The organism is Amycolatopsis sp. CA-161197, from assembly GCF_050942255.1.
In the GTDB taxonomy this organism is placed as follows: Bacteria; Actinomycetota; Actinomycetes; order Mycobacteriales; family Pseudonocardiaceae; genus Amycolatopsis.
The window spans coordinates 8,302,383-8,329,065 of the sequence record NZ_CP192059.1 but is presented as its reverse complement, the minus strand read 5'-3'; the positions used below and the strand labels follow the sequence as shown (position 1 = coordinate 8,329,065).

The following is a 26,683-nucleotide window of genomic DNA, read 5'->3' as shown; positions in this document are numbered from 1 at the left end:
CGACCGGTCATATTCGTGACATGGCAACTTACCGAGCTCTGGAAGTCACCGGAACCCGCCAGTTCGCGCTCAGCGAGCGGGAGCTCGTCGCGCCGTCGTTCGGGCAGGTCCGGGTCAAAGTGGAGTACTGCGGCGTCTGCCATTCCGACGTGCTCGCGGTGGACGGATTGCGCGCCGACCCGGATGTGCCGCGGGTGCCCGGGCACGAGATCGTCGGGGTGATCGACGCCGTCGGCGAGGGGGTGCGGGCGTGGCACGTCGGCGAGCGCGTCGGCATCGGTTACCTGGGCGGGCAGGACGGCGAGTGCGAGTACTGCCGCCGCGGCGACTTCGTCAACTGCACCGATCAGCCGTGGACCGGCACGCACGTCGACGGCGGTTACGCCGAGTACACCTACGCTCGCGCCACCGGCCTCGTGCGCATCCCGAGTGGACTGTCCTCTTCGGACGCCGCGCCGTTGCTGTGTGCGGGAATCACCACGTACAGCGCGTTGAGCAAGCTGGACGCGCGACCCGGTTCGCTGGTCGCGGTGCAGGGGATCGGCGGGCTGGGCCATCTCGGTGTGCAGTACGCGAAGGCGCTGGGCTACCGCGTCGCCGCGATCGCGCGGGGAACGGACAAGGCCGACCTGGCCATGCGGCTCGGCGCGGACGAGTACCTCGACAGCACTGCCGCCGACCCCGGCGCGGAGCTGCAGAAGCTGGGCGGCGCGGCGGCGATCGTCGCGACGGCCTCGAGCGGCGCGTCCATGTCGCCGCTGGTCGCGGGGCTCGCGCCGCGCGGGCGGATGGTGGTCGTCGGCGCGGCGCCCGACCCGCTGTCGATCGGCACCGCGGACCTGATCTTCGGCACACACACGGTGGCCGGCAGCCTCACCGGTTCGGCCATCGAGAACGAGGACGGCCTCGCCTTCGCCGAGGCCCGCGGCGTGCGGCCGATGAACGAGATCGTCCCGTGGACCGACGCCCCGAAGGCCTACGAGCGCATGATGTCGGGTCAGGCGCGCTTCCGGATCGTCCTCGACCTCGCGGCCTGAGCTTTTTGTCGGTGGCCGCTGCTAGCGTCCTCCCTTGTTCGAGTCCGACTGGGAGGGATCACATGGAATCGTTGCAGGACAAGGCAAAGGCGTTCAGAGAGCTGCACGCCCAGCCGATGCTGGTACTGCCGAACGCCTGGGACGCCGGCAGCGCGGCTGTCATCCAGCACGCCGGCGCACCGGCCATCGCCACCACGAGCGGCGGCGTCTCGTGGGCCCTCGGCCGCGGCGACGGCCAGCGTCTCACACGCTCCGAGATGACGGCGGCCGTGCGGCAGATCACCCGCACCGTCTCGGTACCGGTGACGGCCGACATCGAAGGTGGCTACGGCCCGGACCCCGCCGACGTCGCCACCACCGTCGCCGAGGTCATCGACGCCGGCGCGGTCGGCGTCAACCTGGAGGACTCCTGGGCGGGCACGCTCTCGCTGTTCGCCCCGGAGGTCCAGGCTGAGCGCTTGGCGGCGGCTCGCGCGGCTGCCGCCTCGGCGGGCCTGCCGGAGCTGTGGATCAACGCCCGCACCGACGTTTACCTCTTCGGCATCGGCGAGCCCGCGGGCCGCTTCGCCGACGTACTCGCCCACGCCTACGCCGAGGCCGGCGTGGACAGCATCTTCGTGCCGGGCCTGGTGGACCTGGCCGTACTCTGCGAGCTCACGGCCGCCTCCCCGCTCCCCGTCGCCGCCATGGCCGGCCCGGGCGCTCCTTCCGTGGCAGACCTCGCGTCGGCCGGCGTCCGCCGCGTCACCGTCGGCACGGCCCTGGCCCAGGCCGCCTACGCCGCAGCCCTCCGCTCGACCCGGGAACTCCTCGACGCGGGCACCTACGCCGAGCTGGGCTCCGCCATGGACTTCGGCACGCTGAACGGCTTGTTCGCGTGACGGCCTTCGACTGCGCGGAGGTGGGTGCCGTGTAGCCCCGCGCTTCTGTCCTCACCCCTCCCGGGCGGCCGGGGACGATACTGAACCGCGTGGATCACGACGGACCGAGCCATGCCGATCCCGCAGATTCGAAACGCGCGGATCCGGCGGTGCTGGACCGTCTGGGCCGTGCGGGCTCGAACCGCGTGTACGCCGAGGGCCCTCACCCCGCGGACGGTGCGACTCCGGGCCGTGTCGCCTACGGAGGACCTCACCGCGCGGATCAGGCGGTTTCGGACCGCGTGGATTCCGCGGGCGCGGGCCACGCGGGTTCGCGCCCCATGAATCACGAGGCGCCGAACCGCGCCGACCAGGCAGTCTTGGACCGCGAGGATTCTGGGTGGATGGATCACGTGGATCTGGAGGGGCCGGGTCGCATGGATCGTGTGGGTTTGGACCGCGCGGATTCCGAGGGGCGCGACCGCGCGGATCTCAGAGATGCGGACCGCGTGGATCCCGAGGAGCCGGGTCGCTTGGATCATGCGGGTTCGGACCGCGTGGACCACGAGGAATCGAGCAGCGTGGTTCGCCCGGCGCGGACCGACATGGATGACGCGGGGCTAACCGGCGTGGAATATCCCGCCGGGAACGCCGTCGTGGAACCCGGTCACCCGCGGCACCATGATCCCGGCCGACGATGGCTGTCGCCTCTGGGCGGATGCCGTTGGGAGGGTGAGTCGGTCGTTCTGCGTCGCCGAGGCCGTCCTGGGTTTCCTCGCCCCACAGCGACAAACACCTACGCGGGCAGATAGTTGATCGGATGGTCACCCGTCGCCCACAGGTACTGCACCGCGTAGGCCCGCCACGGCTGCCACACCGCCGCATGGCGGGTCAGGGCGGAGGGCGACGTCGGCAGTTCCAAAGCAGCAGCAGCCAGCTTCACCCCCAGATCCGTGGGCACAAAAGCATCCGGATCACCCAGCGCTCGCATCGCGATGGTCTCCACCGTCCACGGCCCGAACCCCGGCAGCGCCGACAGCTCGGCGCGGGCGCGAGCCCAGTCACCGCCCGGCGAAAGGTCGAGGTCACCTGCGGCGAGGGCGGCGATGAGGCCCAGCAGCGTCCGGCGGCGGGACTGCGGCATCGCGAGCGTCGAAGGATCCAGGTCCACGAGGTCGGCCGGCGTGGGAAAGAGAAAACCGAGGCCGCCCTCGCGATCGTCGACGGGCGTGCCGTGGGCCGTGACCAGGCGGGCGGCGTGCGTGCGGGCCGCGGCGGTCGACACCTGCTGCCCCAGCACGGCCCGCATCGCGAACTCCTCCGGATCAGTCGTGCGCGGCACCCGGCGCCCGGGGTTCTTCGCGACCAACGGGGCCAGCGCCGGATCCGAGGAGAGCTGCGCGTCGACGGCGATGGGATCCGCGTCGAGGTCCAGGAGGCGGCGGCAGCGGCTGATGGCGGCCGCCAGGTCACGCAGGTCGGTGAGGCTCAGGCGGCACGCGATGTGGTCGGGCGTCGGCGCCAGCGAAACGAGGCCGTGGCCGTGCGGCAGGCGCAGGGTGCGCCGGTACGCGCCGTCGCGCCATTCCTCGACGCCCGGCACGGCCGTGGCCGCCAGGTGGCCGAAGAGGTTGTCCGGGCACAGCGGTGCGCGGAACGGCAGCCGCAACGACAGCGCCCCGGGCGAAGACGGCGCGCCGGATGCCCGCGCCCGCAGCTCGCTCGGCGTCAGGGCGAACACCTGCCGCACGGTGTCGTTGAACGTCCGGATGCTCGAGAACCCCGCGGCGTGCGCGATGTCGCCCATCGGCATGTCGGTGGTCTCGACCAGCAGCCGCGCCGTTTCCGCGCGCTGGGCCCGCGCGAGCGCGAGCGGCCCGGCGCCCAGCTCCGCGTGTACCTGGCGCTCGAGCTGCCGCACGCTGTACCCGAGCCGCGCCGCGAGCCCGCTCACGCCCTCGCGGTCGACCACCCCGTCGGCGATCAGCCGCATGGCGCGGGCGACCACGTCGGCGCGCTCGTTCCACAGCGGCGATCCCGGCGTGACGTCGGGCCGGCAGCGCTTGCACGCGCGGAACCCGGCCGTCTGCGCCGCCGCCGCGCTGCCGTAGAAGCGCATGTTCTCGACCTTCGGTGGCACGACCGGGCAGCTCGGGCGGCAGTAGATACCCGTGGTGACGACGGCGGTGAAGAACCACCCGTCGAACCGGGCGTCCTTCGACTGCACCGCGCGCACGCAGCGTTCGATGTCCTCGTACACCCCGCCAGTCTGCCCGGTGGCACCGACAGAACCTGGCGGGAATGCGACATCACCCCACCGAGCGTCACACTCGGCGAAGGTAATGCCTCACTTTTTCCCGATCACCGAAACACCATACCGGCTGGTCGGTGACGATCACCACTTCGGCGGTGTGCGCCGAAGAGCGGTCGCTATAGTTTTTCGCACTGGCGGGAATTCTGGGGAAGTTCGCCATACGCGTCTGGGGACGTTCCCGCCTGTTCGAATCCGGTCCGTCGGCCGGGTTTTCTCCACCGAAAGGCGATTGAATGAAGAAGCACATTTCGCTGGTCCTCGGCGTGCTCGTGGGCGCCGGCTCGATGCTCGCGCTGGCCCCGTCCGCCGGCGCGGCCGGGACGTGCGCGTCCGGGCACTTCTGCCTGTTCGAGGACGACGACTACAAGGGTCAGCACATCGAGTTCGCCTACCGCGCGGGCGCCATCGACCTGTCCAAGACCAAGTGGGCGGGCGGCAACGGCTTCGTCACCAACGGCGCCAGCTCGATGAAGAACAACACCAGCCACGTCGTGAAGCTGTACGACGCCGCCGACTGCGGCGGCAACCAGGGTTACGAGGCCAAGAAGAACTCGGTGGACACCGACTTCTCGAACAACAACTTCGACAACAAGGCCAGCTGCGCACTGTTCGTCTGATCTGAAAAACCACAAATAGTGCCACTGGAAAACAATTCCGGTGGCACTATTTGTCGTCTCCGATGGTCACTCAGCGCTACCGCCGACAACCTTCCCCAGACTTCAGCTCGAATTCACCGCCGTGATCGTTCACGGCGCGCCGGGACCCGGATAACGTGCCCAGCGCGGGACGAACCACGCACGAACCGGCCCGTGTTGAGACGTGTCACCACCCGCTCCACCGGCGAAGAAGCGACTGGGGAAGCCGCCGACGGTGAGCACAACCACCGTGCCGCACCTGTGCGGCCGTCCGCCCTCCCGCGGGCACGACCGCCGGGACCGCACTGGATCGGAGCGACGTGGAAAACCCGACGCGACGCAAGTTCCTCACCGTCACGGGAGCCGCCGCCGCGCTGGCGCTCGCCGGCACCTTGCCCGGCATCACCGCTTCCGGCGCCACCACCGTGGACACCGACCGCGTGCCCGGCTACCCGTTCACGCTCGGCATCGCCTCGGGCGACCCGCTGCCCGACGCGGTGGTGATCTGGACGCGCCTGGCGCCGAAGCCACTCGATCCGTTCGGCGGCATGAACGACCGCCCGGTGTCGGTGCGCTGGGAGGTCGCCGAGGACGAGCGGTTCCGCCGGGTCGTCCGCTCGGGCAATGCGCTCGCCCGGCGCGAGGAGTCCCACAGCGTGCACGTGGACGTCCGCGGGCTGCGGCCGTGGCGGCACTACTTCTACCGCTTCCACGTCGGCGGCCACACCAGCCCGGTCGGCCGCACCCGCACGTCGCCGACCGCGCACCAGTCGGTGCCCGCCGTCTCGCTGGCGTACGCGAGCTGCCAGGCCTGGTACGAGGGCTTCTACACCGCCTACCGCGACATGGCGGCGAAGGACCACGACGTCGTGTTCCACCTCGGCGACTACATCTACGAGTACGGCGTGGGCGCCGACGGCGGCCTGCGCAAGCAGGACATGGCCGTGGACTTCCAGCGCGAGACCACGACGCTCGACGACTACCGCGGCCGCTACGCCCTCTACAAGACCGACCCCGACCTGCAGGCCGCGCACGCCGCCGCGCCGTGGATCGTCACGATCGACGACCACGAGGTCGAGAACAACTGGGCCGGCGACATCTCCGAGAACAACGACCCCGTCGCGCAGTTCCTCGTGCGGCGCGCCAACGCGTTCCGCGCGTGGTGGGAGCACCAACCCGTGCGCGTCTCGCAGCTGCCGACCGGGCCGGACATCCAGATGTACCGCCGCTTCCAGTACGGCGACCTGATCCGCTTCAACGTGCTGGACACCCGCCAGTACCGCGACGACCAGGCCGCGGGCGACGGCACCAAGGCCCCGAACCCGGACTCGCTCGACCCGAACCGCACGATCACCGGTGCGGCGCAGGAGAAGTGGCTGCTCGACGGCATGGCGCAGCACTCCGCGCGCTGGGAGGTGCTCGCGCACCAGACCGCGATCGCGCAGCTCGACACCGCCGCGGGCGCGCCCGTGCTCGTGCCGATGGACACGTGGGACGGCTACGTCGCCTCCCGCAAGCGCATCCTCGGCGGCGCGCAGGATCGCAAGGTGCGCAACCTGGTGAGCATCGCGGGTGACCTGCACCGCAGCGTCGCGTCGGAGCTTCGGCCCGACTACGCGGACCCGGCTTCGCCGGTCGTGGCGACGGAGTTCGTCGGCACCTCGATCACGTCGGGCCAGGACGGCATGGACCTCGACGCCGGCGGCCAGACGATCCTCGACGAGAACCCGCACGTCAAGTTCGGCAACTTCCAGCGCGGCTACGTGCGCTGCGAGGTCACCCCGCGCGAGTGGACCGCCGACTACCGCGTGGTCGACAAGGTCTCCATCCGCGACGGCAAGGTCACCACGCGCGCGAAGCTGACCGTCGAAGACCGCGTCCCCGCCATCCACGTCCACTGACAGGAGTTCCCCATGCAGCGACGTCACCTCGCGGTGGCCGCCGGCGCTGTCGTCGTGCTCGGCGTGGCACTCGCAAGCGCCGCGCAGAGCACCCCGGCCACGCCCGCGTTGCAGCTGACCGCCACGCCTGCGCAGATCCAGGTCGTCGGCCTGCCCTGCCTGCCGAGCGCCCTCACCGTCGGCATGACGAACAACGGCAAGGGCCCGGTGTACGCGGACATGGAGCTCTCCGCGCCTCGGCCGCTGTCCCTCGACCGGCGGGTGTTCTCGTCCTGGCTGCCCGTCGGCCAGCCGGTGTCGGTCCGGGTCGGCGTCACCGTGCCGCGCTCCGCCCGCCCCGGCCACTACACCGTGGACCTTTCCTCCGACCGCGCCCACTTGCCCGTCCCCGTCGACGTCCTTCCCCTACCCCCCAAGGGCCCCGGCGACAACGTCCTCCTCGGCGAACAAGCCACGCCCTCCTCGACCAACGGCAGCTTCTCCCCCTGCGGCGCCGTCGACGGCGATGCGAACGGCGACCACTGGTCCACCACCACGGGCTGGAACGACGGCACGAAATCGGCGTTCCCGGACACCTACGCCGTGACCCTGCCCGCTGCTGCCGCGGTCAGCCGCGTCGTCACCGACACCCTGGACTCCACCAAGTACCCGGCCGCCAAGTACGGCCTCCGCGACTTCGACATCCAGGCCCACATCGCCGGCGCCTGGACCACGGTCGCCTCGGTGCGCGGCAACACCTCGGGCTCGGTGACGTCGACGTTCCCGGCGGTGCAGGCCGATGGGGTGCGGGTTGTGGCTTTGGATTCGAATGATCATGCTTATTCGCGGATCGTGGAGCTGGAGGCTTTCTCGAGCTGAGGGGTCAGAGGCGCTGGGCCCGGCTCAGCCGGGCGGGGTGGTTTCGCTCGGTTCGGGCTCCTCGAAGTCGGCGACACGGCTCGGCGAACTCGGGAAGTGTTGCCGGGACCGGCAAGTGCGGTGGTTACTTCGACTACAGCTCCCGTACCCGGCTCAGTCGGACGGCGGACACAGTCGCGAGGGCCATCACCGCCGCGCCCGTGATCAGGGTGGCGCGGAGACTCACGGAGCCGAGCAGCCCGCCGGCGAGGGCGCCCAGGGGTTGCATGCCGTAGACGAGGAACCGCCACGTCGCGGTGGCGCGGGAGAGCAGGTCGGGCGCGATGAGGGTTTGGCGGAGGGTCTGCTGGTTCACGCCGTAGAGCGAGGGCCCCGCGCCGCGCAGCACCTGGCCCGCGACGGCGGCGATGGCCCCACCCGCGGCGATGACCAGACCAGCAGCGCTGGCGAGTGTCATGCCCGCCAGATAGGCGCGGCCGGGGCCGAGGCGGCGCGTGATCGGATGCGCGACGAGCGCGCCGAGCATGCCGGCGGCGCCGGCCACAGTCACGGTGAGACCGACGGCCGCGGGAGAGAACCCGAGTTCTCGCACCAGGTACAGCACCAGCACGGTGTTCTGCAGCTGCCCGGCGAATGCGCCGAGCGTCGCCGACAGCGTGACCACGCGCAGCACCGGATGCCCGAACACCGCGTGCAAGCCTTCGAGGACGTCTTTCACGAGGTGGTGCTCGCGCGCTGCACGCGGCGGGCCGGGTACCCGGATGCGCGCCTTGAGCAGGGCGGCCACGAGGAACGATGCTGCGTCGGCCACGATCGCGAACGGTGCGGTGAGCAAGGCGACCAGCGCCCCACCCAGCGCGGACCCGGTGGTGGCGACCGTGGTGGTGCTCAGCATCAGTGCACTGTTGGCGGGCAGGAGTTCTTCGGGTGGTACCAGTGCCGGCGTGAATGATTGCGCCGCAACGGTTTCGAAGAGGTTCGCGACGCCGGCGAGAAGCGCGACAAGCAGCAGCTGCGCCAAGGTCGGCATCCCGAACGCTGCGGCGACAGGGATCGAGCTGATGAGCACCAGTTGCGCGATGTCGGCTGTCACCAAAATCTGCCGGTACGGCAGACGGTCCACCCAGACGCCGGCGGGGAGGCCGAGCAGGAAGTGCGGTAGGAGGGCGGCCGCGCCTAGGAGTCCCATGTAGATGGACGAAGCGTGCAGCGTCAGCACGGCCGCCAGCGGCAGCGCGACAGTGGTGACACTCGAACCCAGCAGCGACACCGAGTTACCCAGGAAGAGCCGGCGGAAGTCGGCGTGTCGTTGGAGGATGTGCCGCGCCACGCGGGCGAGGTTACGCCGAGTCGTGGTGGAGCCGGGCGCGATGGTGCGCAGGAACCCGCTCTCTGCGGTCGAGGGGCGGCAGGCCGAGCCCTACACAGGCCTCACCAGCTCGGTGAGGCTGAGGAGCTCGTGAGTGGAGATCGCTGGCGAGCCACGCGAGGTCGCGCCGAAACGGGTTCGCGGCGAACGTCGGACGGGGCGAGAATCGAGCGTAGCGGTACAGACATCACTGCGGCGGCCGGTGGACGGCACGAAGCCACGGGCGAAGTCAGGCCGAAACCCGCTCCCGCTCACGGCGAGCATCCACAACCCGCAACCCCGCCAACAGTCCCGTCAGGCCGCGATGTCCGCGGGTGAAGATGGCGAACAGGCCGCTCACCAGGATCCACACGCCGGTGAACGTCGACGGCTGCGCGCTGGCCGTCGCGGCGCCCAGCGCGAGGAAATAGCCGCCCGACCCGAAGACGAACCGCACCACCATCTGCAGCGCCGAAGGCTTGTCATCGCCAGAATTGACCACCGTCAGGAGCACCGCGCGTTGCCCAGGTGTCGCGCCGTTGCCGGCCAGAGGGACCATCAACAGCAACACCAAAGCGGGCAACCACTCGCCGAGAATCGCGTTCACGACGGGATTGCCCGGCCCGCGGAGGCTGTCCGGGTCGCGCAGGAGCTGGACGGCGACCACGGCGACGTTCAGCGCCACGCCGAGCAGCGTCACCGCGATGAGGTCGAGCAGCATGCCGAACAGGCGACGTCCGCTGCGGACGGGGCGGGGGGCCTTGGCGTCGAGGCGTTCGTGGGGGCGGCCGAGGACCGGGGCGACCAGGGCGCCGACCGCGGCGCCGGCGGTGTTGGAGAGGAGGTCGCCCGTGTCGAAGAGGCGGTAGGGGCAGTCGACGAGGAACCAGACGCCCGTGAGCTGCGTGGTTTCGATGAAGAGCGAAACGAGGAACCCGCTGGCGATCGCGAAGGCCGGGCCCTTCCGGTACAGGCGGCGCATGAACACGCCCCACGGCACGAACAACGCGACGTTGAACAGGACCTGCCGCAGCGCCGGGTTGCTGAGCAGTCCCGTGTGGAACTGTTGCATGTCCGAAAGGAACTGCAGTGGGTTCACGACGGGGTGGCGCAGCGACTCGTGGCTCGCGCAGAAGGCGGCGTCGACCACGGGCGTCGGCACGAGCGTGTACGTGATCAACGCGCAGCAGTAGACGAGGAACCCCAACGCCGCGATCGCGCGTCCCGGACCGAACTCGCCGCGGCGGCGGTAGCTGAGGACGGCGTAGGGCACCACCAGCACGAACGCCAGCCCGAAGCCGCCGAACAGGGCCAGCAACGTCGGCCCGCTCCACTGTGTCACTGACCCCTCCACCTCCGTAGGCGCGCCCGAGGGTAGCGATCTTCGCCGGGACCCACCGTTCGAGGGACACTGGCAGCGGTGCGTAATCTGCACGCGGAGGGCACGGAGAGAGGAGCCGTTCGTGGACGACGACATCGAGGACAACGCCGACACCGGCGTGCTCGACCCCGAAGACACCCTCGAGGACGGCGACCCGTACGACGAGGGCTACTCGCCGCCGGAGAAGCCGCTGGCTGTGCGCGAGTGGGGCATGACCGCCGCGGAGGAGCTCGCCGGCGAGAGCTGGGAGGGCCGCCTCGCGCGCGAGCTGCCGGACCTGGCGTACGACGACAGCGACGACCTCGGCGACACCACCGACACCGACGGCGAACTCCTCGACGACGAAGTCGGCGACGCCCGCGCGGGCCGCCTCGTCGCCCAGGACGCGGGCTTCGGCCCGGACACCGACGAAGAGCTCTACGCCTCCGACGCCGGCATCGATGGCGGCGCCGCGTCCGCCGAAGAGGCCGCCGTGCACATCGTCACGCCTCGCGACTGATCCGGGCGGTGACGGACCGGTCACGACGTGCTCGAGTCGGGTGTCGGCAGGTGGCCGGGGGTGACTTGCCGGGCTGACGTGGGCAGTCGCGAACGGTCCCTTCGCGACGTGCTCGGGTCGGTGACCGGTCTGGGCACGTGTTGGGGAAGTTTCGCGGGCTGATGTCACCGTCGCGAACGGCCTTTTCGAGACGCGCCCGGGTTGGTGACCGGCCTCGGCTGGTGGCCGGGTGTCTTCGTGGGCTCGTCTTGGCCGTCGCGAACGGCCGTCTCGCGACGTGCTTGCTGGGTGACCGGTTCCGGTACGTGTTCGGGGAGCTTTGGCGGGCTGATGTCACCGTCGCGAACGGCCCTTTCGAGACGCGCTCGGGTTGCTGATCCCGGTTAGGCGGGCGTCGGGGTGGTTCGCGGCTGGCTGCCGCGAAGGGGCCTTTCGTGAGGGTTCACGGTTGCTGGGTGGGTCTCGGCGGGTGGTTGGGGTGAGTTGTGGGCTCGCCTTGGCTGTCGTGAACGGTCTCTTCGCAACCGGTCGGATTGGCGAGTGGAGTTCCAGCAGTCGTCGCGCAGGCGGGCGTGACTCTGCGGAGTTGACGACGTCGTGAAGGGACCGCTCGACCGGGCGGCGGCGGGTGGCGGGCGCTTGCGGGGCGGCCGCTCCGATCTTCACGAAGTGTCCGAAAGTCCCCACCGCGCTGCCCTTCACAGCTCTGCGGCCCAGATCGAGGCCAGGAGCAGGTAGGGGCGCAGGAGTGCGGTGAGCTCGGGATCCCCGCGGTGGTGCAGGGCGTTTTCGGCCAGGCGGCGGGTGACGCCGGCCAGGAAGTCGGCGAGTTGGACGCGCGGGTCGGCGCGGGAGTCGACGAAGTGGATGTCGCGGGTGGGGCCGAGGAGGGTGGCGAGGCGTGCGGGGGTGAGGGAGGGCTGTTCGTCGTGGATGACGGTGGTGGGGTGCCAGTGGGTGACCGTGTCGACGAGGGCCGGCATCAGTGGGTCGAGTGGCGGTACCAGTGATGGGTCGGAGAGCAGCTGATCTCGTAGCTCGGTCAGGTGCTCGCGCGCCGGCGGCCGGTCGATCGGCGGGTCGAGTGACTCGGTCTGCTGCAGCGGTCGGACTTGCGGGTGCCCCGGGTGGTTTGGCTCGGGCCGTTGCTGCGGGTTGATCTGTGGGCGGGATGGCTCGCGCTGGTGGGGCGGTGGGACCTCGGTGTGCTCGGGGTGGTTTGGCTCGTGGCGTTGCCGCGGGTCGATCGGTGGGCGGAGTGACTCGGGCTGTTGCGGTGGCCGGATTTGCGGGTGGTCCGGGTAGTTCGGCTCGGGCCGTTGCTGCGGGTTGATCGGCAGGTGGGGCGACTCGGGCTGCTGCGCCGGTCGGATCTGAGGGTGCTCTGGGTCGTTTGACTGGCGTTGCTGCCAAGGCGCGACCAGCGGGGGCTCGATGCTGATCGATCCGCGCTGCCGTGCCGGTGAATGGGCGGCGGGCTGTGGCGTCGACGAGACAGCATTGGGTAGGGAACCGCCGGGCTGGGGCGCCGACGAAACAGCAGTGGGCAGGGGACCACCGTGCGGCGGCACCTGGGCGAGCCAACCCAACACATCACGCTGAGCAAAGAACTCCGCAGGCGTCAGCCCAGGACCACGCCTCTGCGAGGTCCGCAGCAAAGCGGTGAACGACTGAAGGAACTCAACCCACCGCGGCCCATACAGTCGCAAACCCCCCAAATAAAGCGCCAGCGCCCGGGAGTCCGGGCGGCGGGCGAGGCAGTCCGGGTACGGCACTCGGTCGACGAGGAGGTCCACCACCTTTCCGGTGACGAACAGTGCCTTGTCCACCAGCACGACGCCGGCCCGGCCGACCAAGGGGCCCGACGGGCCCAGGAACCACACCAGAACGGCCCGGTTCTTGGCGCGCAGCAGGTGGTTCGCCTTGTACTCCAGAGCCGGCGAGCCGATCCGGTCCCGGAGCTCGCCGACGCAAGCCGCGGCTGCGTCGAGGCCCACCCGGACGCCGGCGTGCGCGAAGACGGCCGTGTTCGCCCCGATGAGGTTGACGCCCTCGGAGCCGGACTCGTCGCAGGCGATCGTCCCGGGCACCGGCAAGATCCTGCCAGGCCCGGCCGGCCGGTGCACGGGGTTTTCGCAAAACAACAGTCCACAAGGGACTCAGCCCAGCGTGAACGGGTCCCGTGTCCCTCCGGTCAGCTCGATCCAGACGGCCTTTTCCTCCAGGTACTCGTCCACGGCGTGGACCCCGTTCTCCCGGCCCAGGCCGGAGTTCTTGAAGCCCCCGAAGGGAACCGACGGGGAGACCACGCGGTAGGCGTTCACCCACACCGTCCCGGCGCGGATTCGCCCGGCGACCCGGTGGGCCCGGTGCACGTCCTTGGTCCACACCGCGCCGGCGAGGCCGTAGGGTGTGTCGTTGGCCAGTTTCACCGCCTCGTCCTCGTCGGTGAAGGTCAGCGCGGCCAGGACGGGGCCGAACACCTCCTCGCGATACACCGTCGACTCGGGTGTGACGCCGGTCAGCACCGTCGGCTGCACGAACAGCCCGCCCAGGCCGGGATCCGCGACGCCGCCGTACGCGACCGTCGCGCCCTCGGCCCGCGCGGTTTCCAAGTACGACAACACCTTCTGATACTGCGGCTCGTTCGCCACCGGCCCCATCTCGGTCTCCGCCGCGGTCGGGTCGCCCAGCCGGATCGCGGCGGCGCGCCGGGCCACCAGCCGCACCAGTTCGTCGTGGACGTCCGCGTGCACGATCAGCCGCGAGCCCGCCATGCACGTCTGCCCGGTGGCCGCGAAAACGCCCGCCACGATGCCGTTGGCGGCCGCCTCCAGATCCGCGTCGGGGAACACGACCTGAGGCGATTTCCCGCCCAGCTCCAAGGTCACCTTTACGAGGTTTTCCGCCGCTGCCCGCGCGACGGCCCGGCCGGTCGCCGTCGAGCCCGTGAACGCGACCTTGTCCACGCCGGGGTGACCGGCCAGGGAGGCGCCCGTCTCGCGTGAAAGGCCCGTGACGACATTCACCACACCAGGCGGAAAACCGGCCTCCGTGACCAGCGCGGCGAAGCCCAGCGTCGACGTCGGCGCGTGCTCCGAAGGCTTCACCACCACGGTGCACCCGGCGGCCAGCGCCGGTGCCAGCTTCCAGGTCAGCAGCAACAACGGCGAGTTCCACGGAGTGATCGCCGCGACCACCCCGACCGGCTCGCGCTTCGTGTAAACGAGGTAGTTCGGGTTGGGCGACGGGATCTGCCGCCCCTCGATCTTGTCCGCCAGGCCGGCGAAGTAGTGGTACCAGCCGCCGAGGGCGGTGAGCTGGCCGAGCATCTCGCGCAGGAGCTTGCCGGAGTCGTTGACCTCGAGGCGGGCCAGCCGTTCGGCGTTCTCGCCGATCAGGTCACCCAGCCGGCGCAGCAGCGCGGCCCGGGTGAAGCCCGTCGCGGAGCCCCACTCGCCGTCGAGGGCGGCGCGGGCCGCGCGCACGGCGGCGTCGACGTCCTCGGGCCCGCCGTCGGGGAGCGCGGCCCAGGTTTCGCCGGTGTAGGGGTTGCGGGATTCGAACGTCTTGCCGCTGATCGCGTCGACGGCGTGGCCGCCGATGAGCATCTTGAAGTGTTCGGGCATGGCCCACCTCTCCTCGGTCTCGCTTCGGACGGTACGTCCGCACCCGAGGAGGCACCAGACCCGCGGATTCAGCCGATCGGCGAAAGTGTCCACAAAGGACGCAAGGGGCGCCGTGGACCAGGGCCGCCGGGAGTGCGGTGAACGCACCGCACTCCCGGCGGCCGGGCGGTCGGGCGCCGGGGGCGGTGATCCCAGTGCACAGCCGCCGGCGTGGGCCGACCTGGTGAGAGGAGCAGGCTGGGAAGATCACTTCGAACGTAACCCACACCCCGGCGGGCCTGCCAGTACTGTTCCCCGATCGAGGCGGTGTGAACAATGCACGTGTGCTGTCCGATGCGAGCGGCAGGGAACCGAAGATGAGCCAGAACACCGACGCGCCCCTCGGCGCGCCGTGGGCACACCAGCAGCAAGAGGCGCTCCCGCAGGTCCCGGCCCCGCCGCCGGACCCGCAGGAGCCGCCGAAGCGCAAGCGCCCCCTGCGCGCCGTGCTGATCTCACTCGGACTGGTGGTGCTGCTGGCGCTCGTCGGCGTCGCGGTCGGGCACTACGCGTGGGGGCCGAAGACGCCGCCCGCGCCGGCTGCGGCCCCGGTGCGGGTGCAGGCGGCGTTCGACGTCGCGTCGGTGGTCGCGAAGGTGAGTCCCGCTGTGGTGGACATCGACGTGGAGCTCGGCCTCGAGGGCGGCGGCGCGGCGGGCACGGGCATCGTCCTGAGCGACGACGGCCTGGTGCTCACCAACAACCACGTGGTCGAGGGCGCCACCGCGATGCACGTCACCGACGTCGGCAACGGCCGCGGCTACGACGCCACGGTGCTGGGTTACGACCGCAGCCACGACATCGCCCTGCTCAAGCTGAAAGACGCGACCGGCCTGGTCACGGCCACCCTGGGCGAATCCGGCGCGGTCGAGATCGGCGACGGGGTGGTCGCCATCGGCAACGCGGGCGGCCTCGGCGGGCCGCCCAGCGCGTCGCCGGGCAAGGTCACGCGGCTCGGCCAGCAGGTCACCGCGGCCGACGAGGTCACCGGCGCCACCGAGACCCTCACCGGCCTGCTCCAGGTCGACGCCGACATCCAGTCGGGCGACTCCGGGGGACCGCTCGCCGACACCCAGGGCCGCGTGATCGGCGTCGACACGGCCGCGAACGCCGGGTACGTGTTCGACAAGGGCCTGCGCCCGCACGAGGGCTTCGCGATCCCCATCACGGAGGCCGCCGACATCGCGAAGCGCATCCTCGAGCGCAAGGCGTCCGACACCATCCACATCGGACCCAGCGCGTTCATCGGCCTCACCGTGGTCGACGGCGGCAACGGCACGGGCGCGCTCATCAAGTCCGTGGTCGCGGGCGGGCCGGCGGCCAAGCTGGGCCTGAAGGCCAACCTGCTCGTGGTGGGCATCGACGACAAACCGGTCACCTCGGCGACGGCACTGATCGCCCTCATGGACACCCACCACCCCGGCGACAAACTGCGGATGACGGTCGCCGGGCAAGGCGGCAAAACGGCCACGGTGACGCTGGTCCCGGTGAGTGGTCCGATCGGCTGAGTGCGGCCGCCGGGGACCGGTCGGACGCCCGGGTCGCCCTCGTCACCGAGCGTGATGGCGAGGTCGGCGAGCGCGCCGAAACCGGGTCCGGCAGGGGACGAACGGGCACCGTCCGTGGCCGAAGGTGTCGGTTGCCCCCGGTGATGGCAATCGTCCGTTCAGGGGAAGGGTTGACTGTCGCGGGGTGCGAAGCGGCCACTGTGGGTGGTGGTCGCGGACGGAGCACCTCGTGTGGACGGCCTCCGGTGCTGTCCTACAGTTCTGCGCAGCAGGGCAAGGGTGATCTTGCCGGTTCGGGGAGGGTGGTCCGGAATGGCCGGGTTGAGGACTCGTCACCGCCAACAGGTGGCCGACGAGGCGCTCGTCCGCTCGTTGTTCGAGGAGCACGGAAAGGCGATGCTCGCCTACGCCACGAGACTCCTCAACGACCGCGCGGCCGCCGAAGACGTGGTGCAGGAGGCCCTGGTGCGCGCCTGGCGCAACCCGGACAGCCTCGTCAACGGCAAGGGCTCCGTGCGCGGCTGGCTGCTGACCGTCGTCCGCAACCTGGTGATCGACAAGGTCCGCGCGCGGGACGCACGCCCCGCGGAGGTCGCGGAGTCGCCCACGACCGGTCCGGTCGAGCACGACCACGCCGACCACGTCGTGGACTCGATGGTGGTCCTGTCGGCGCTCGAAGGCCTCTCGCCCGAGCACCGCGAAGTCCTGGAACAGATGTACCTGCACGGCCGGACGGTGACCGAGGCCGCCGAGCAGCTGGGAATCCCGGCGGGCACGGTGAAATCCCGGTCGTACTACGGTCTACGGGCATTGCGGGAGAAGTTCGCGGATCAGCGGGTGGGGGCGGCGTAGATGAGCGGGTTCAGCGAGTTCCCCGAGCACGCGGACCTCGCCGGCTACGTCGCCGGTGACGTCTCCGCGGAGGAGAAGCAGACGATCGAGGCGCACCTCGCCGGCTGCGCGGACTGCCGCGCGGAGGTCGAGTCGCTGCGCGAGATGCAGGAGTTCCTGGGCGAAGTGCCGCCCGAGGCGCTGCTCGACGGCCCGCCCGAGGGCGGCGACCTGCTGCTGCAGCGCACGCTGCGCCAGGTCCGTTCGGAAGCGCGCAGCTCCGCCGGCCGGGGCCGGTTCCTGGCCGCGACGGCCGCCGTCGTGGTTGCCGCCGCGGCGATGGGCGTCGGTGTCGTGGTGGGCAAGGCGGGTTCGCCCGCGGGCCCGGCCGTCGCCGTTCCGCCGCCGCCCGCACCCGTGCCGACGACCGCGTCCAGCACCGTGCCCGGCACGAAGTTCCTCAGCGGCACCTCGGGCGAAACGCGGCTCACCGCGAGCATCGTCCCGGCCGCCGGCTGGGTTCGCGTCGAGGCCGCCGTGACGGGCATTCCGGCGGGGGAGAAGTGCCGCCTGATCGTCGTCAGCAAGAACGGCGACCGCGAGATCGCCGGCGGCTGGCTCGTGTCCCCGAAGGCGGTCCACGACGGTGCGGACCTCAACGGTTCCGCCCTCGTCGACCCCTCTCAGGTCGCTTCGATCGTGGTCGAGAATACCGAGGGCCACCAGTTCGTGGAAGCGAACGTCTGACCTTCGGGCGCTTCCTGCCCCGGCCCGTGGTGTGTTCGGGCAAACCGGGAGCGGGGAGTCCACTTCGGACGGTCCCGCGGCGGCCGGCGCGCAGGTACGCCGGCTCGCCGACGGGAACGCCGCGGCCCTAGTTGCGGTACCGGAACAGGATCCGCCCCCGGCTCAGGTCGTACGGGCTCAGCTCCACCAGGACCCGGTCGTACGGCACGATCTTGATGAAGTTCTTCCGGATCTTGCCGCTGATGTGGGCGAGCACGTGGTGCCCGTTGGACAGCTCGACCTTGAACCGGGCGTCGCGCAGGCACTCCACCACGGTTCCCTCGACTTCGATCCCGCCCTTACCGGCCATGGCGCACCAGCTCCAGGGTGCTGTTGCTCCGCCGGGCGCCGAGGCCCTCGAACAACGCCGTCGCCGCTTCGTTGGCCTCGTTCACCTCGGCCGACGCCGTCTCGATCCCCGTCCGGTGCAGAACGCCGAGTGAATGGACGAGCAGCGCACGGGCGATGCCGCGGCGCCGCCGGGAGGTGCGGACGGCGACCAGCCCGATGCGGGGCAGGCGCGTCAGCTGGACCACCCGGATCAGGCCCACGTACTCGCCGTTTTCGGCTGCCACGGCGTACTTCGTCGGGTCGACGATCGTGTCGCCGGGCCGGACCAGCACCTCGGCCGGCATCTCGTGCCAGCCGACGGCCGCTTCGACCTCGGCCCGGACGACGCGGTCCAGCTCCCGCAGCGGGCCTTCTTCGGCCGCGCCGGCGGGGACGAGGGTGACGCCCGCTGGTGGCAGGGCCGGCCCGGTGACGCGCGTGGGCACGACGTACTCCCACTCGCGCCGCCGGATCGTCAAGCCGGCTTCGCGCCAGGCGGCCAGCAGTTCGTGGTCGGTTTCGTCGACCACCGTGTGGAGCGGTTGGGGCAGGGTCGCGAGCATCGCGCCGACGAGCTGGTCGAAAACGGAGCGGTGCCAGGCGTCGACGCTGAGGAAGACCCGGCCGTCGGGGCGCGTGGTCGCCTCGGCGCGGCCGGTGACGCGGTCGTCGTCCAGCGCGTGCCACAGCCGGGGCGCGACGCGCGTGATCTCCACCGCGGGTTCGCCCGCGGTGAAACGCAGAGTGTTCATGGTGGTCACCTTTCGGGAGTGCCTGATCAAGGCGCTCCCGGCAACCCCTACGTCAGTCGCCCGACCGTGACGACGAGGGGAGCACCCACATCGAAACAGCGTTCATGGGTCTCACCTCCCGGCGTCGAGTCACGGTCCCCGGAACGATAGCGGCAGGGCGGCAGCGTGCCTACCGAATTTCGTGCGCCTAGCCGAACCTGGTCGTGAGCCAGGTGCGGGCGTGCTGCCAGGGTTCGTCGGCGGGCTCGATCACGCGGAAGTGGTCCACGCCGGCGAGCGCGGTGAAGGTGACGTCGTCGCCGGCGGCGCGGGCGGCCTCGACGTAGACGCGGCTGTGGTCGATCGGGACGCGGACGTCGGCGTCGCCGTGGACGATCAGCTGGGGCACGCCGATCGGCAGGCGCGTGAGGGGCGAGGCGGCCGGGTCCGGGGACGGCAGGAACAGGCTCGCGGCGCCCTCGCCGAGGCCTTCGGCGGCGCTGCGGGGGACGTCGGTGATCGGGGCGAGGCCGATGACGGCGGACGGTTTCACGGCCGCGGCGGCGAGGAGCGCGAGGTGGCCCCCGGCGGAGTGGCCGACCACGATGGTCGGCAGGTTCTCCGCGACGGGGACGGCGGCCATGGCGGCGAGGACGTCGTCGAGGGTCTCGGGCCAGCCGCCGGTGTCGCCGTCGATGCGGCGGTACTCGAGGTTCGCGACGAGCCAGCCGGCGGCGACGAGGTCGGCGGCGAGCGCGTCCATCAGGTGCAGGTCGCGCTGGGCGCGCCACCAGCCGCCGTGGAGCAGGAAAGCCGTGCCGCGCGCGGGGTTGTCGCCGTGCAGCTCGACGAACTGGCTGGGTTCGGCGCCGTAGCGGATCGTCCTCATTCCTTCATTACACCAGGGATGAGGTTCACTTCAGCAGCTCGTGGACCTTCGCGAGCCCCTCGTACGAAGCGCGGTACGCCTCGTACAGCCGCGTCAGGTCCGTCTGCGGCTCGAACACGCGCTCCACGGCGACGGTCGCGGCGGCCGCCGTTTCGACGTCCGGCTGCAGGCCCACGCCGACGGCGCCCAGCAGCGCGGCCCCGAGCGCGGCGCTGTCGTGCACGCGGAGGCGCTCGACGGGACGGCCGAGGACGTCGGCGTGCAGCTGGGTCCACAGGTCGCTGCGCGCGCCGCCGCCGGAGAAGGTCAGCGACGGCAGCCGGAAACCGCACGCCTGCTCCACCTTCTCCAGCACGTGCCGCGCAGAGAACGCGACGCCCGTCAGCACCGCGCGCGAGAGGTCCGCTCGCGTCGCCGACGAGCTCAGACCGAGGAAGCTGCCCCGCACGTCGGCGTCCCACAGCGGTGCGCGTTCGCCCTGCAGGTACGGGGTGAACACGATCCCCGCCTCGCCGTCGGCCGCTGTGGCGAACACCTCGGGCACAGTCTGTCCCGACGCCTGGGCCCACCACCTGACGGCCTCGCCCGCAGCCTGCGTCGGACCGGCGTGGACGAAGAGGTCGCCGCGCGGCGGGAACGTCACGATGCCCTTCTGGGCGGCACCGTGATTGGACGCGCCCGCGACGACCAGCGACGTGCCGCACGAGATCATGCCGCGGCCCGGCTCCGTCGTGCGCGTCCCGAAAACCGCGCCGAACGCGTCCATGGTCCCCACGACGACGGGCGCGCCGTTGAGGTGTTTCGCCGGCCCCAGCGGCGTTTCTGGCTCGAGGAGCTCCGGCAGCCGCTCACCCAGCCCGTCGACGAGCGCGACGGCCTCCGGCAGATAGCCCTGCGCGCCAGCGACCCGGACGCCGGACAGCTTGTCCGTCGCGACGCGCCCGGTGAGCCGCGCGCCGATGAAGTCCTTGGGGCTCAGGATCCACCTCGCCCGCGCCCACTTGTCCGGCTCTTGCTCGGCGAACCACGCCGCCCGCGCACCGACGAACGACGCGTCCAGCGCCACCGGCCCGCCCCAGATCCGCACCTTGTCCTCGGCGGTGAAGCGCGCGTCCAGTTCCCGGGCTATTGCCGCGCACCGCTGGTCCTGCCAGATCAGGGCAGGTGTCAGCGGGGTGAGGTCTTCTTCTGCCAGCAGATGGGTGTTGACCTGGCTGACGATCCCGGCGCCGCTGATGACGACGTCCGGCAGCTCGGCGAGGACGGCGCCGATCGCGGTGACGGTGGCGCGCCACCAGTCCTCGGGATCCTGCTCCGCCCAGCCGGGGCGCGGCCGGGTGATCGGGTAGGCGCCGCTGCGGACGGCGCGCGCCCGGCCGTCGAGGCCGAACGCGGCGACCTTCACGGCGGTGGTGCCGATGTCGATGCCCAGGACCACCTGGTTGTCGTTCATGGGAGAGATGTATCAAATCCCGCTACGGTCGCGGGGTGACGACACCCGCCGAAGCCTTCATGGCCGCGTACCACGACCGGAAACCCCATGTGATGTCCGATCTGATCGATTCGTGCCGGGTGATCGGTGACGGGCGGACGAGTTACGAGGTCCTCGCCGCGCGGGTGTCCGGCAAACGGCGCGTGCTCGACCTCGGCTGCGGCGACGGTTCGCTGCTGGCCGCGATCGACGGCGCGGAAGCCTTGGCGGGCGTGGACCTGTCCGCGGCGCACCTCGACGTGGCGCGGGCCCGGCCGGAACTCGCGCAAGCCGACCTGCGGCAGGCGCGGGTGCAGGAGTTGCCGTTCGCCGACGGTTCGTTCGATGCCGTCGTGTCGCACATGGTGCTGATGCTGCTCCCGGACGCCGACACGGCCATTGTTGAAGCGGCACGCGTGCTGGCGCCGGGCGGCGTGTTCGCCGCGGCCATCAGCGGCGGCGTCACGGGGGCGCTGAAGGTGTTCATCGAGATGGCGAACCCCCTGTTCGACGAGGTTCCCGCAGAACGCCGCGTCCGCCTGGGCAACCCACGCGTCCGGCGGCGCGACGGCCTCGACGAGCTGCTCGGCGCCGCCGGCTTCGAGCCCGCCTCGTGGGACCCGATCGACCTCGACTTCGGCGGCCCCGAGGCGGACGTCTGGGCGCGTTGCTGCGAGACGTTCTACCCGGTGGACGCCCTCGACGCCGCGCAGCTGAAGCGGCTCGAATCGGCGTTCCGGGCGGAAAGCCGCGATCTTGTGAAGGACGGTCGATTGCCTGCAGGGATGACCATGCGAATCGTCGAAACGAGGCTGCGGGCCGATCAGCCGCGATGACGTCGGGGACATGACGACGCCGGGGAGCTGTGGCTGCGGGAGTACCACGACCGCAAGCCGGATTCGCAGTCGGTGTTGATCGGGCGCACCGCCGAGGGGTTCGACGAGTTCCTCGGGCCGGCGGGGTTCGAACCCGTTGCGTGGGAACAGATCGTGGTCGATTTCGGGGCGCCGCCGGAGCGGGTGTGGGTCACGTCCTGCGAGACGCTCTACCCCGCCTCGACGCTGGACGACACGCAGCTCGCCGAACTGCGCGCCGAGTTCGCCGGGGCGACGCGCGGGCTGCTGACCGCCGACGGGATCCTGCCCGCGGCCGTGCGGCTCGACATCGCGCGAACGCGCCTGGCGGAGTGACGATCCGCGCTAACGTCTCGCCATGACGTCCGCCGAGGAGTTCCTGCGCAGCTACCACGACGCCCGCCCGGACGCCGCGTCCGAGCTGGCCGGGCGCGGCCGCGTGACGGGCGACGGCAGGACCGTGTACGAGGTGTTCGCCGACCGCGTCGCCACGGCCAAGTCAGTGCTCGACCTCGGCTGCGGGGACGGCGCGCTGCTCGCCGAGCTCGGCCGCCGCGGGGTGGCGAAGCTGGCGGGGGTGGACCTTTCGCCCGGCCAGCTGGCCTCGGCCGGCCGCCGGCCCGAGCTGGCGGAGGCAGACTTGCGCGAGGGGCGGGCGCAGGAGCTGCCCTTCGCGGACAAGACGTTCGACACCGTGGTGTCCTTCATGGCGTTGATGCTCATGGCCGACGTCGAGCAGGTCGTCGCCGAGGCCGCGCGGGTGCTGGCGCCGGGCGGCACGCTCGCGATCGGCGTCGGCGGTGGCGGGCGGGAGGCGATGGAGATCTTCCTCAAGGTCGCGCGGCCGCTGTTCGCCGTCGTGCCCGAGGAACGCCGCGTGCCGGCGGCCGGCGACCCCCGGACCCGTACGCGTGAAGGTCTGGACGAGCTGCTCACGCCCGCCGGCTTCGAACCCGTCGAGTGGGACCGGATGGTCGTCGACTTCGGCGGCACCCCCGAGGAGGTCTGGCAGACCTGCCACGACACCTACTACCAGATGGCCACCCTCGACGACACGCACCGCAAGGGCCTGCGCACGGCCTTCACCGTGGCGACGCGCAGCCTGGTGACGCCCGAGGGCCGGCTGGCGGCGTCCGCGTGCATCGACGTGGCGGTCACCCGGCTGCGGTGACGGTGCCGAACCACCGGGTCAGCGTCTTCTCCAACCCGGCCACGTCCGGCCGGGCGTCGGAGGAAGCCCAGGCGACGTAGCCGTCCGGGCGGATCAGCAACGCGGTCGCGTCGACGCCCGTCGCGGCGGTGACCGGGTCCACCCGGTCCGCCCACGCGGCGGCGGCCGAAGAAACCGAGCCGTCCGAGGTCAGGTCGACGAGAACCGGCCGCGCCGCATGATAAGCCGCCGCGACGCCGTCCGAAGAAAGGTCCGGTGCCCACCGGCCGACGAGCGGGTGCGGGTCGTCGCCGTAGCGGATGTCCGCGCCCGACAACAGGTCCGCGAGGTGCTGCGTCACGTCCTGGTGGCCGAGCAGCTCCCCGAACAGCTCGCGCAACGCCGTGACCTCCGGGCCCGGCGCGGTCAGCGCACCCTGCGCCTGCGTCTGCATCACGACGCGCCGGCTGACCGGCCGCCGCTCGGCGTCGTAGGTGTCGAGCAGGTCGGCCGGCGCCCAGCCGCGCACCTCGGCGGCGAGCTTCCACGCCAGATTGACGGCGTCCTGCAGCCCCAGGTTCAGTCCCGGGCCGCCGATCGCCGAGTGCACGTGGGCGGCGTCGCCGACGAGCAGCACGCGCCCGACGCGGAACTTCTCCGCCAGGCGCGTGTTTCCGCTGGAGACCCGGCGCAGCTGGTGCGGCCCGGGGCCGGTCGGCGCGTCCAGCGGCAAGTCGACGCCGAGCACCCGCCGCACGCTTTCGCGCACCTCGTCGAGCGTGGGCGGCACGTCGTCGGGCACCTGCGGCCGGCCGCGTTCGGACGAAGCCACCAGCGGTGCGGCGTTCGGGAACGGCGCGAACACGAACAGCCCCGTCTCCGTGCGGAAGTGCCGGAACGGCGGCACCGCGTCGACGCCGTCGAGCCGCAGCCCGCCCGTCGCCGGGTCGCGCACGGAGTCGGGCACGCTTACGTGTGCGGTATACGAAACCGTGTCTTCCCTGGTGACGCCGGGAAAATCGATGCCGGCGAGCTTGCGCACGGTGCTGCGTCCGCCGTCCGCGCCCACCAGGAACCGGGTGTCCACAGTGTACTCACCATCGGGGCCGGAAACAGTGACGTGCACCGAGTCGTCCTGCTCGAACCCGAGCACCTCGTGCCCCCGCCGGATTTCCACGCCCAGCGCCAGAGCCCGCTCTTCCAACGCGCGTTCCAGCTCGCGCTGCTGAATCGGCAGCAGGTACACGGGGTTGACGGGCAACCGGGCCAGATCGAGCGGAAACGCGCCGAACATGTAGTGCGGCGCGGGCGCGGGTTCGGCCTGGCCGGTGAGCCCTTCGTACAGGCCACGGCGGTGCAGCAGCCGCACGACCTGGCCGACGAGGCCGTTGGCGCGCTGTTCTTCGCTGCGTTCGGTGAGGCGTTCCAGGACGACCGGCCGGACGCCGGCCAAGCTGAGTTCGCACGCCAGCATGAGCCCGTTGGGCCCACCACCGGCGATCACGACATCGATCGCGGGCATGGTTTCTCCTTGGCGGAAGAGGAAAAGCCGGAAAATCAGGGAAGTTCGACGGTCACCGCGCCGAAGGCCGCGCGCAGCACCGAGCTGAAGGAAACGGGTGGATCGGCGCGCAGCCAGTGCACCATGGCCGCGCGGATGGCCCCACCGGCGGCGGTGGCGACGAGCACGGGGTAGAGGTCGTGGTCGGCGTCGGTGCCGGTGCGGTCTGCGATCGCCTGGGCGAGCGCGATTTCGGCGGCGACGTTGGCTTTCTGGAACTCGCCCTGCAGGGCGGGTTCGGCGATCATCAGCTGCACGCCCTGTGTCCACAGTGGATCCGGAGTGGACTCGGCGCGGTCGGCCTCGAACCGGGCGAGCGCGGCTTCGGCGATGGCGTCCCAGAGCGGCTCGTCGGCCGACCGTGCGCGCAGCAGGTCGGCGATGCCCTGGGCGCGGTCGTGGTGCCGGGCCGCGATGGCCTCGGCCTTGCTGGAGAAGTAGTTGTTCACGGTGCGCGGCGAAACGCCGGCCTCGGTGGCGATGTCCTCGATGGTCACGTGCGCCAGACCGCGTTCGACGGCGAGCCGGATCGCGGCCCAGGAGATCGCGGCGCGCGTCTCCAGTCGGCGCCGTTCACGCAGGCTTGGCCGTTCGGTCATGCCCCCAAGGTAGCGAAAACTTGCGCATCACGCAAAGTCTGCGTGATGCGCAAGTTCGATGGATACAAGAAAGCCCAGGGCCACGTGACCCTGGGCTTTCCGGAACTCAGTCCTTGACGCCCTTCACGGCGTCCTTGACCTTGTCGGCGGCTTGCTTCAAGTTGCTCTTGCCCTGCTCTGCCTTGCCTTCGGCCTGCCACTGCTCGTTGCCGGTGGCGTCGCCGACGGCCTCCTTGGCTCGGCCCTTGAGCTCTTCCGCCTTGTTCTCGGCCTTGTCGGTCATGGTGTCGCCTCCCTTGCTCATTCGCTGGCACTCACCGGCTACCCGGTGGGCGGGAGGCCAAACACCGAGACTCAGGCGTTGCGAAGGGTGGCGAGCGCCTTGCTCCACGCCTCGACCTGGTCGAGGGTCGTGTTGAGGTAGCCGGTGTGCATCTCGGCCGGCTTGAAGGTCGACATGTTCTCGAAGTCGGTGAACAGCGACAGCGCGACCTGGCTCGTCACGTGGGCGACCTGCAGGTTGCTCAGCACGAGGCGCAGCTGCTCCACCGCGCGGACGGCGCCGACGGAGCCGTAGCCGACGAAGCCGGCGGCCTTGTTGTTCCACTCGGCACCCAGGAAGTCGATGGCGTTCTTCAGCGGGCCCGGGATGGCGTGGTTGTACTCCGCGGTCACGAAGACGTAGCCGTCGAACTCGGCGATCTTCTCGGCCCAACGCTTGGTGTGCTCCTGCGCGTACTGGCCCATGGACGCCGGCAGCGGCTCGTCGAGGTGCGGGAGCTCGTAGTCGAGGAGGTCGAGGAGCTCGTACTCCGCGGTGCCACGCTGCTTCGCGATGTCGAGGGCCCACTTCGCCACGGCTTCGCCGTTGCGGCCCGGACGGGTGCTGCCGAGGATGATCGCAATCTTGGTCATGTCCGACTTTCCTGGTTCGAGGGGACGGTCATCGGGTCAGTTGCGCTGGTCAGGGCTTGATCCAGAAGTGTTCGATGACGCGCCCGCAATTTAGTCTCCGCTCTGCGGACATGTCAACAAACCGGGTGTGAGGGTCATTCCCACGGCTGGGTGAATCGGCAGTACCTTGTGCGTGCCGTCGCCCACTCCCAGGCGCGAATCGTGACCACTTCACAGGACAGCTATCCGCTCGTGATCAGGGGCGGACGGGTGCTCGACCCGGAGAGCGGTTTCGACGCGGTGGCCGACGTCGGAATCACCGGCGGCACCGTGAGTGTGGTATCCGCAACACCGCTGCAGGGCGCGCAGACGATCGACGTGACCGGCCTCGTCGTCGCCCCGGGGTTCGTGGATCTGCACAGCCACGGCCAGGCGATCCCCGAGCAGCGGCTGCAGGCGCTCGACGGCGTCACCACGGCGTTGGAGCTCGAGGCCGGCATCACGCCGGTCGGCGCGGCGTACGCGCGGGCTGCCGCCGAGGGCCGGCCGGTCAACTACGGCTACTCGACGTCGTGGGC

Annotated in this window: 25 protein-coding genes and 1 pseudogene; 13 read left to right on the top strand and 13 right to left on the bottom strand. The window is 71.0% G+C overall.

Annotated elements, in window-relative coordinates; translation table 11 throughout:
* The first annotated feature begins 20 nt into the window (after positions 1-20).
* The gene (locus ACQPXB_RS39240; protein ID WP_432846772.1) at positions 21-1,037 is read left to right on the top strand and encodes an alcohol dehydrogenase catalytic domain-containing protein; all 1,017 of its coding nucleotides are present in this window, start codon (positions 21-23) and stop codon (positions 1,035-1,037) included.
* Between the two features lie 62 nt (positions 1,038-1,099).
* Entirely contained in the window at positions 1,100-1,918 is an 819-nt protein-coding gene (locus ACQPXB_RS39235; RefSeq protein ID WP_432846770.1) for an isocitrate lyase/PEP mutase family protein, read from the top strand.
* 775 nt (positions 1,919-2,693) lie between these two features.
* Here ACQPXB_RS39235 and ACQPXB_RS39230 read toward each other — a convergent pair.
* On the bottom strand, positions 2,694-4,157 hold the full coding sequence (locus ACQPXB_RS39230) for a DNA-3-methyladenine glycosylase 2 family protein (RefSeq protein WP_432846769.1): 1,464 nt from the start codon (positions 4,155-4,157) through the stop codon (positions 2,694-2,696).
* Positions 4,158-4,444: 287 nt separating this feature from the next.
* Here ACQPXB_RS39230 and ACQPXB_RS39225 point away from each other — a divergent pair, with 287 nt between their 5' ends.
* From ACQPXB_RS39225 to ACQPXB_RS39215, 3 genes are all read left to right on the top strand, one after another.
* On the top strand, positions 4,445-4,828 hold the full coding sequence (locus ACQPXB_RS39225) for a peptidase inhibitor family I36 protein (RefSeq protein WP_432846767.1): 384 nt from the start codon (positions 4,445-4,447) through the stop codon (positions 4,826-4,828).
* Between the two features lie 338 nt (positions 4,829-5,166).
* Positions 5,167-6,747 carry an alkaline phosphatase D family protein gene (locus ACQPXB_RS39220; RefSeq protein WP_432846765.1) on the top strand — a complete coding sequence of 527 codons (1,581 nt, stop codon included), beginning with the start codon at positions 5,167-5,169 and terminating at the stop codon, positions 6,745-6,747.
* Positions 6,748-6,759: 12 nt separating this feature from the next.
* Positions 6,760-7,605 carry a galactose-binding domain-containing protein gene (locus ACQPXB_RS39215; RefSeq protein ID WP_432846764.1) on the top strand — a complete coding sequence of 282 codons (846 nt, stop codon included), beginning with the start codon at positions 6,760-6,762 and terminating at the stop codon, positions 7,603-7,605.
* Between the two features lie 133 nt (positions 7,606-7,738).
* Here ACQPXB_RS39215 and ACQPXB_RS39210 read toward each other — a convergent pair whose 3' ends face one another.
* Together ACQPXB_RS39210 and ACQPXB_RS39205 are read right to left on the bottom strand one after the other, a co-directional pair.
* Complete coding sequence (locus ACQPXB_RS39210; protein ID WP_432846762.1) at positions 7,739-8,935, bottom strand: MFS transporter; 1,197 nt, start codon at positions 8,933-8,935, stop codon at positions 7,739-7,741.
* 268 nt (positions 8,936-9,203) lie between these two features.
* The gene (locus ACQPXB_RS39205; protein WP_432846760.1) at positions 9,204-10,295 is read right to left on the bottom strand and encodes a VanZ family protein; all 1,092 of its coding nucleotides are present in this window, start codon (positions 10,293-10,295) and stop codon (positions 9,204-9,206) included.
* 121 nt (positions 10,296-10,416) lie between these two features.
* On the opposite strand from ACQPXB_RS39205, the gene ACQPXB_RS39200 reads away from it, so the two are divergent.
* Positions 10,417-10,833: a DUF5709 domain-containing protein gene (locus ACQPXB_RS39200; RefSeq protein WP_366583116.1), complete on the top strand. Its 417-nt coding sequence runs from the start codon at positions 10,417-10,419 to the stop codon at positions 10,831-10,833.
* A 698-nt stretch (positions 10,834-11,531) separates the two neighbouring features.
* On the opposite strand, the gene ACQPXB_RS39195 is transcribed toward ACQPXB_RS39200, so the two are convergent.
* On the bottom strand, positions 11,532-12,929 hold the full coding sequence (locus tag ACQPXB_RS39195) for a hypothetical protein (RefSeq protein WP_432846759.1): 1,398 nt from the start codon (positions 12,927-12,929) through the stop codon (positions 11,532-11,534).
* Between the two features lie 63 nt (positions 12,930-12,992).
* The gene (locus ACQPXB_RS39190; RefSeq protein WP_432846758.1) at positions 12,993-14,462 is read right to left on the bottom strand and encodes an aldehyde dehydrogenase; all 1,470 of its coding nucleotides are present in this window, start codon (positions 14,460-14,462) and stop codon (positions 12,993-12,995) included.
* A 356-nt stretch (positions 14,463-14,818) separates the two neighbouring features.
* On the opposite strand from ACQPXB_RS39190, the gene ACQPXB_RS39185 reads away from it, so the two are divergent.
* The 3 genes from ACQPXB_RS39185 (at position 14,819) to ACQPXB_RS39175 (ending at position 17,587) form a co-directional block, all read left to right on the top strand.
* Complete coding sequence (locus tag ACQPXB_RS39185) at positions 14,819-16,009, top strand: S1C family serine protease (protein WP_432846756.1); 1,191 nt, start codon at positions 14,819-14,821, stop codon at positions 16,007-16,009.
* A 312-nt stretch (positions 16,010-16,321) separates the two neighbouring features.
* On the top strand, positions 16,322-16,861 hold the full coding sequence (locus ACQPXB_RS39180; RefSeq protein ID WP_285973083.1) for a sigma-70 family RNA polymerase sigma factor: 540 nt from the start codon (positions 16,322-16,324) through the stop codon (positions 16,859-16,861).
* Positions 16,862-17,587 carry an anti-sigma factor family protein gene (locus ACQPXB_RS39175; RefSeq protein WP_432846753.1) on the top strand — a complete coding sequence of 242 codons (726 nt, stop codon included), beginning with the start codon at positions 16,862-16,864 and terminating at the stop codon, positions 17,585-17,587.
* 127 nt (positions 17,588-17,714) lie between these two features.
* On the opposite strand, the gene infA is transcribed toward ACQPXB_RS39175, so the two are convergent.
* The 4 genes from infA to ACQPXB_RS39155 form a co-directional block, all read right to left on the bottom strand.
* A complete protein-coding gene (gene infA / locus ACQPXB_RS39170; RefSeq protein WP_220243541.1) occupies positions 17,715-17,936 on the bottom strand; it encodes a translation initiation factor IF-1 in 222 nt (73 codons plus the stop codon).
* Positions 17,926-18,708 (bottom strand): GNAT family N-acetyltransferase, encoded by a 783-nt coding sequence (locus ACQPXB_RS39165; RefSeq protein ID WP_432846751.1) that lies wholly within the window; start codon positions 18,706-18,708, stop codon positions 17,926-17,928. The genes infA and ACQPXB_RS39165 overlap by 11 nt, the downstream gene beginning before the upstream one ends.
* Positions 18,709-18,895: 187 nt before the next feature.
* Entirely contained in the window at positions 18,896-19,576 is a 681-nt protein-coding gene (locus ACQPXB_RS39160; RefSeq protein WP_432846749.1) for an alpha/beta hydrolase, read from the bottom strand.
* A gap of 25 nt (positions 19,577-19,601) precedes the next feature.
* Positions 19,602-21,029 carry a xylulokinase gene (locus tag ACQPXB_RS39155; RefSeq protein WP_432846747.1) on the bottom strand — a complete coding sequence of 476 codons (1,428 nt, stop codon included), beginning with the start codon at positions 21,027-21,029 and terminating at the stop codon, positions 19,602-19,604.
* Positions 21,030-21,064: 35 nt separating this feature from the next.
* On the opposite strand from ACQPXB_RS39155, the gene ACQPXB_RS39150 reads away from it, so the two are divergent.
* The 3 genes from ACQPXB_RS39150 to ACQPXB_RS39140 all read left to right on the top strand — a co-directional run bounded on the left by ACQPXB_RS39150 (position 21,065) and on the right by ACQPXB_RS39140 (position 23,072).
* Positions 21,065-21,883, top strand: a complete 819-nt coding sequence (locus tag ACQPXB_RS39150; RefSeq protein WP_432846745.1) for a class I SAM-dependent methyltransferase — start codon at positions 21,065-21,067, stop codon at positions 21,881-21,883.
* Positions 21,884-21,955: 72 nt separating this feature from the next.
* On the top strand, positions 21,956-22,237 hold the full coding sequence (locus ACQPXB_RS39145) for a hypothetical protein (protein WP_432846743.1): 282 nt from the start codon (positions 21,956-21,958) through the stop codon (positions 22,235-22,237).
* A gap of 22 nt (positions 22,238-22,259) precedes the next feature.
* Positions 22,260-23,072: a class I SAM-dependent methyltransferase gene (locus ACQPXB_RS39140; RefSeq protein ID WP_432846741.1), complete on the top strand. Its 813-nt coding sequence runs from the start codon at positions 22,260-22,262 to the stop codon at positions 23,070-23,072.
* On the opposite strand, the gene ACQPXB_RS39135 is transcribed toward ACQPXB_RS39140, so the two are convergent.
* From ACQPXB_RS39135 to ACQPXB_RS39120, 4 genes are all read right to left on the bottom strand, one after another.
* Positions 23,056-24,573 (bottom strand): FAD-dependent monooxygenase, encoded by a 1,518-nt coding sequence (locus ACQPXB_RS39135; protein ID WP_432846739.1) that lies wholly within the window; start codon positions 24,571-24,573, stop codon positions 23,056-23,058. The two genes, ACQPXB_RS39140 and ACQPXB_RS39135, sit on opposite strands and share 17 nt — an antisense overlap.
* Before the next feature lie 35 nt (positions 24,574-24,608).
* Positions 24,609-25,211 (bottom strand): TetR family transcriptional regulator, encoded by a 603-nt coding sequence (locus tag ACQPXB_RS39130; protein WP_432846737.1) that lies wholly within the window; start codon positions 25,209-25,211, stop codon positions 24,609-24,611.
* Between the two features lie 106 nt (positions 25,212-25,317).
* A complete protein-coding gene (locus ACQPXB_RS39125) occupies positions 25,318-25,494 on the bottom strand; it encodes a CsbD family protein (protein ID WP_220243533.1) in 177 nt (58 codons plus the stop codon).
* A 71-nt stretch (positions 25,495-25,565) separates the two neighbouring features.
* On the bottom strand, positions 25,566-26,126 hold the full coding sequence (locus ACQPXB_RS39120; RefSeq protein ID WP_432846735.1) for an NADPH-dependent FMN reductase: 561 nt from the start codon (positions 26,124-26,126) through the stop codon (positions 25,566-25,568).
* 150 nt (positions 26,127-26,276) lie between these two features.
* Here ACQPXB_RS39120 and ACQPXB_RS39115 point away from each other — a divergent pair.
* Positions 26,277-26,633: pseudogene (locus ACQPXB_RS39115) on the top strand (amidohydrolase family protein); the annotation flags it as partial.
* Positions 26,634-26,683: the final 50 nt, after the last annotated feature.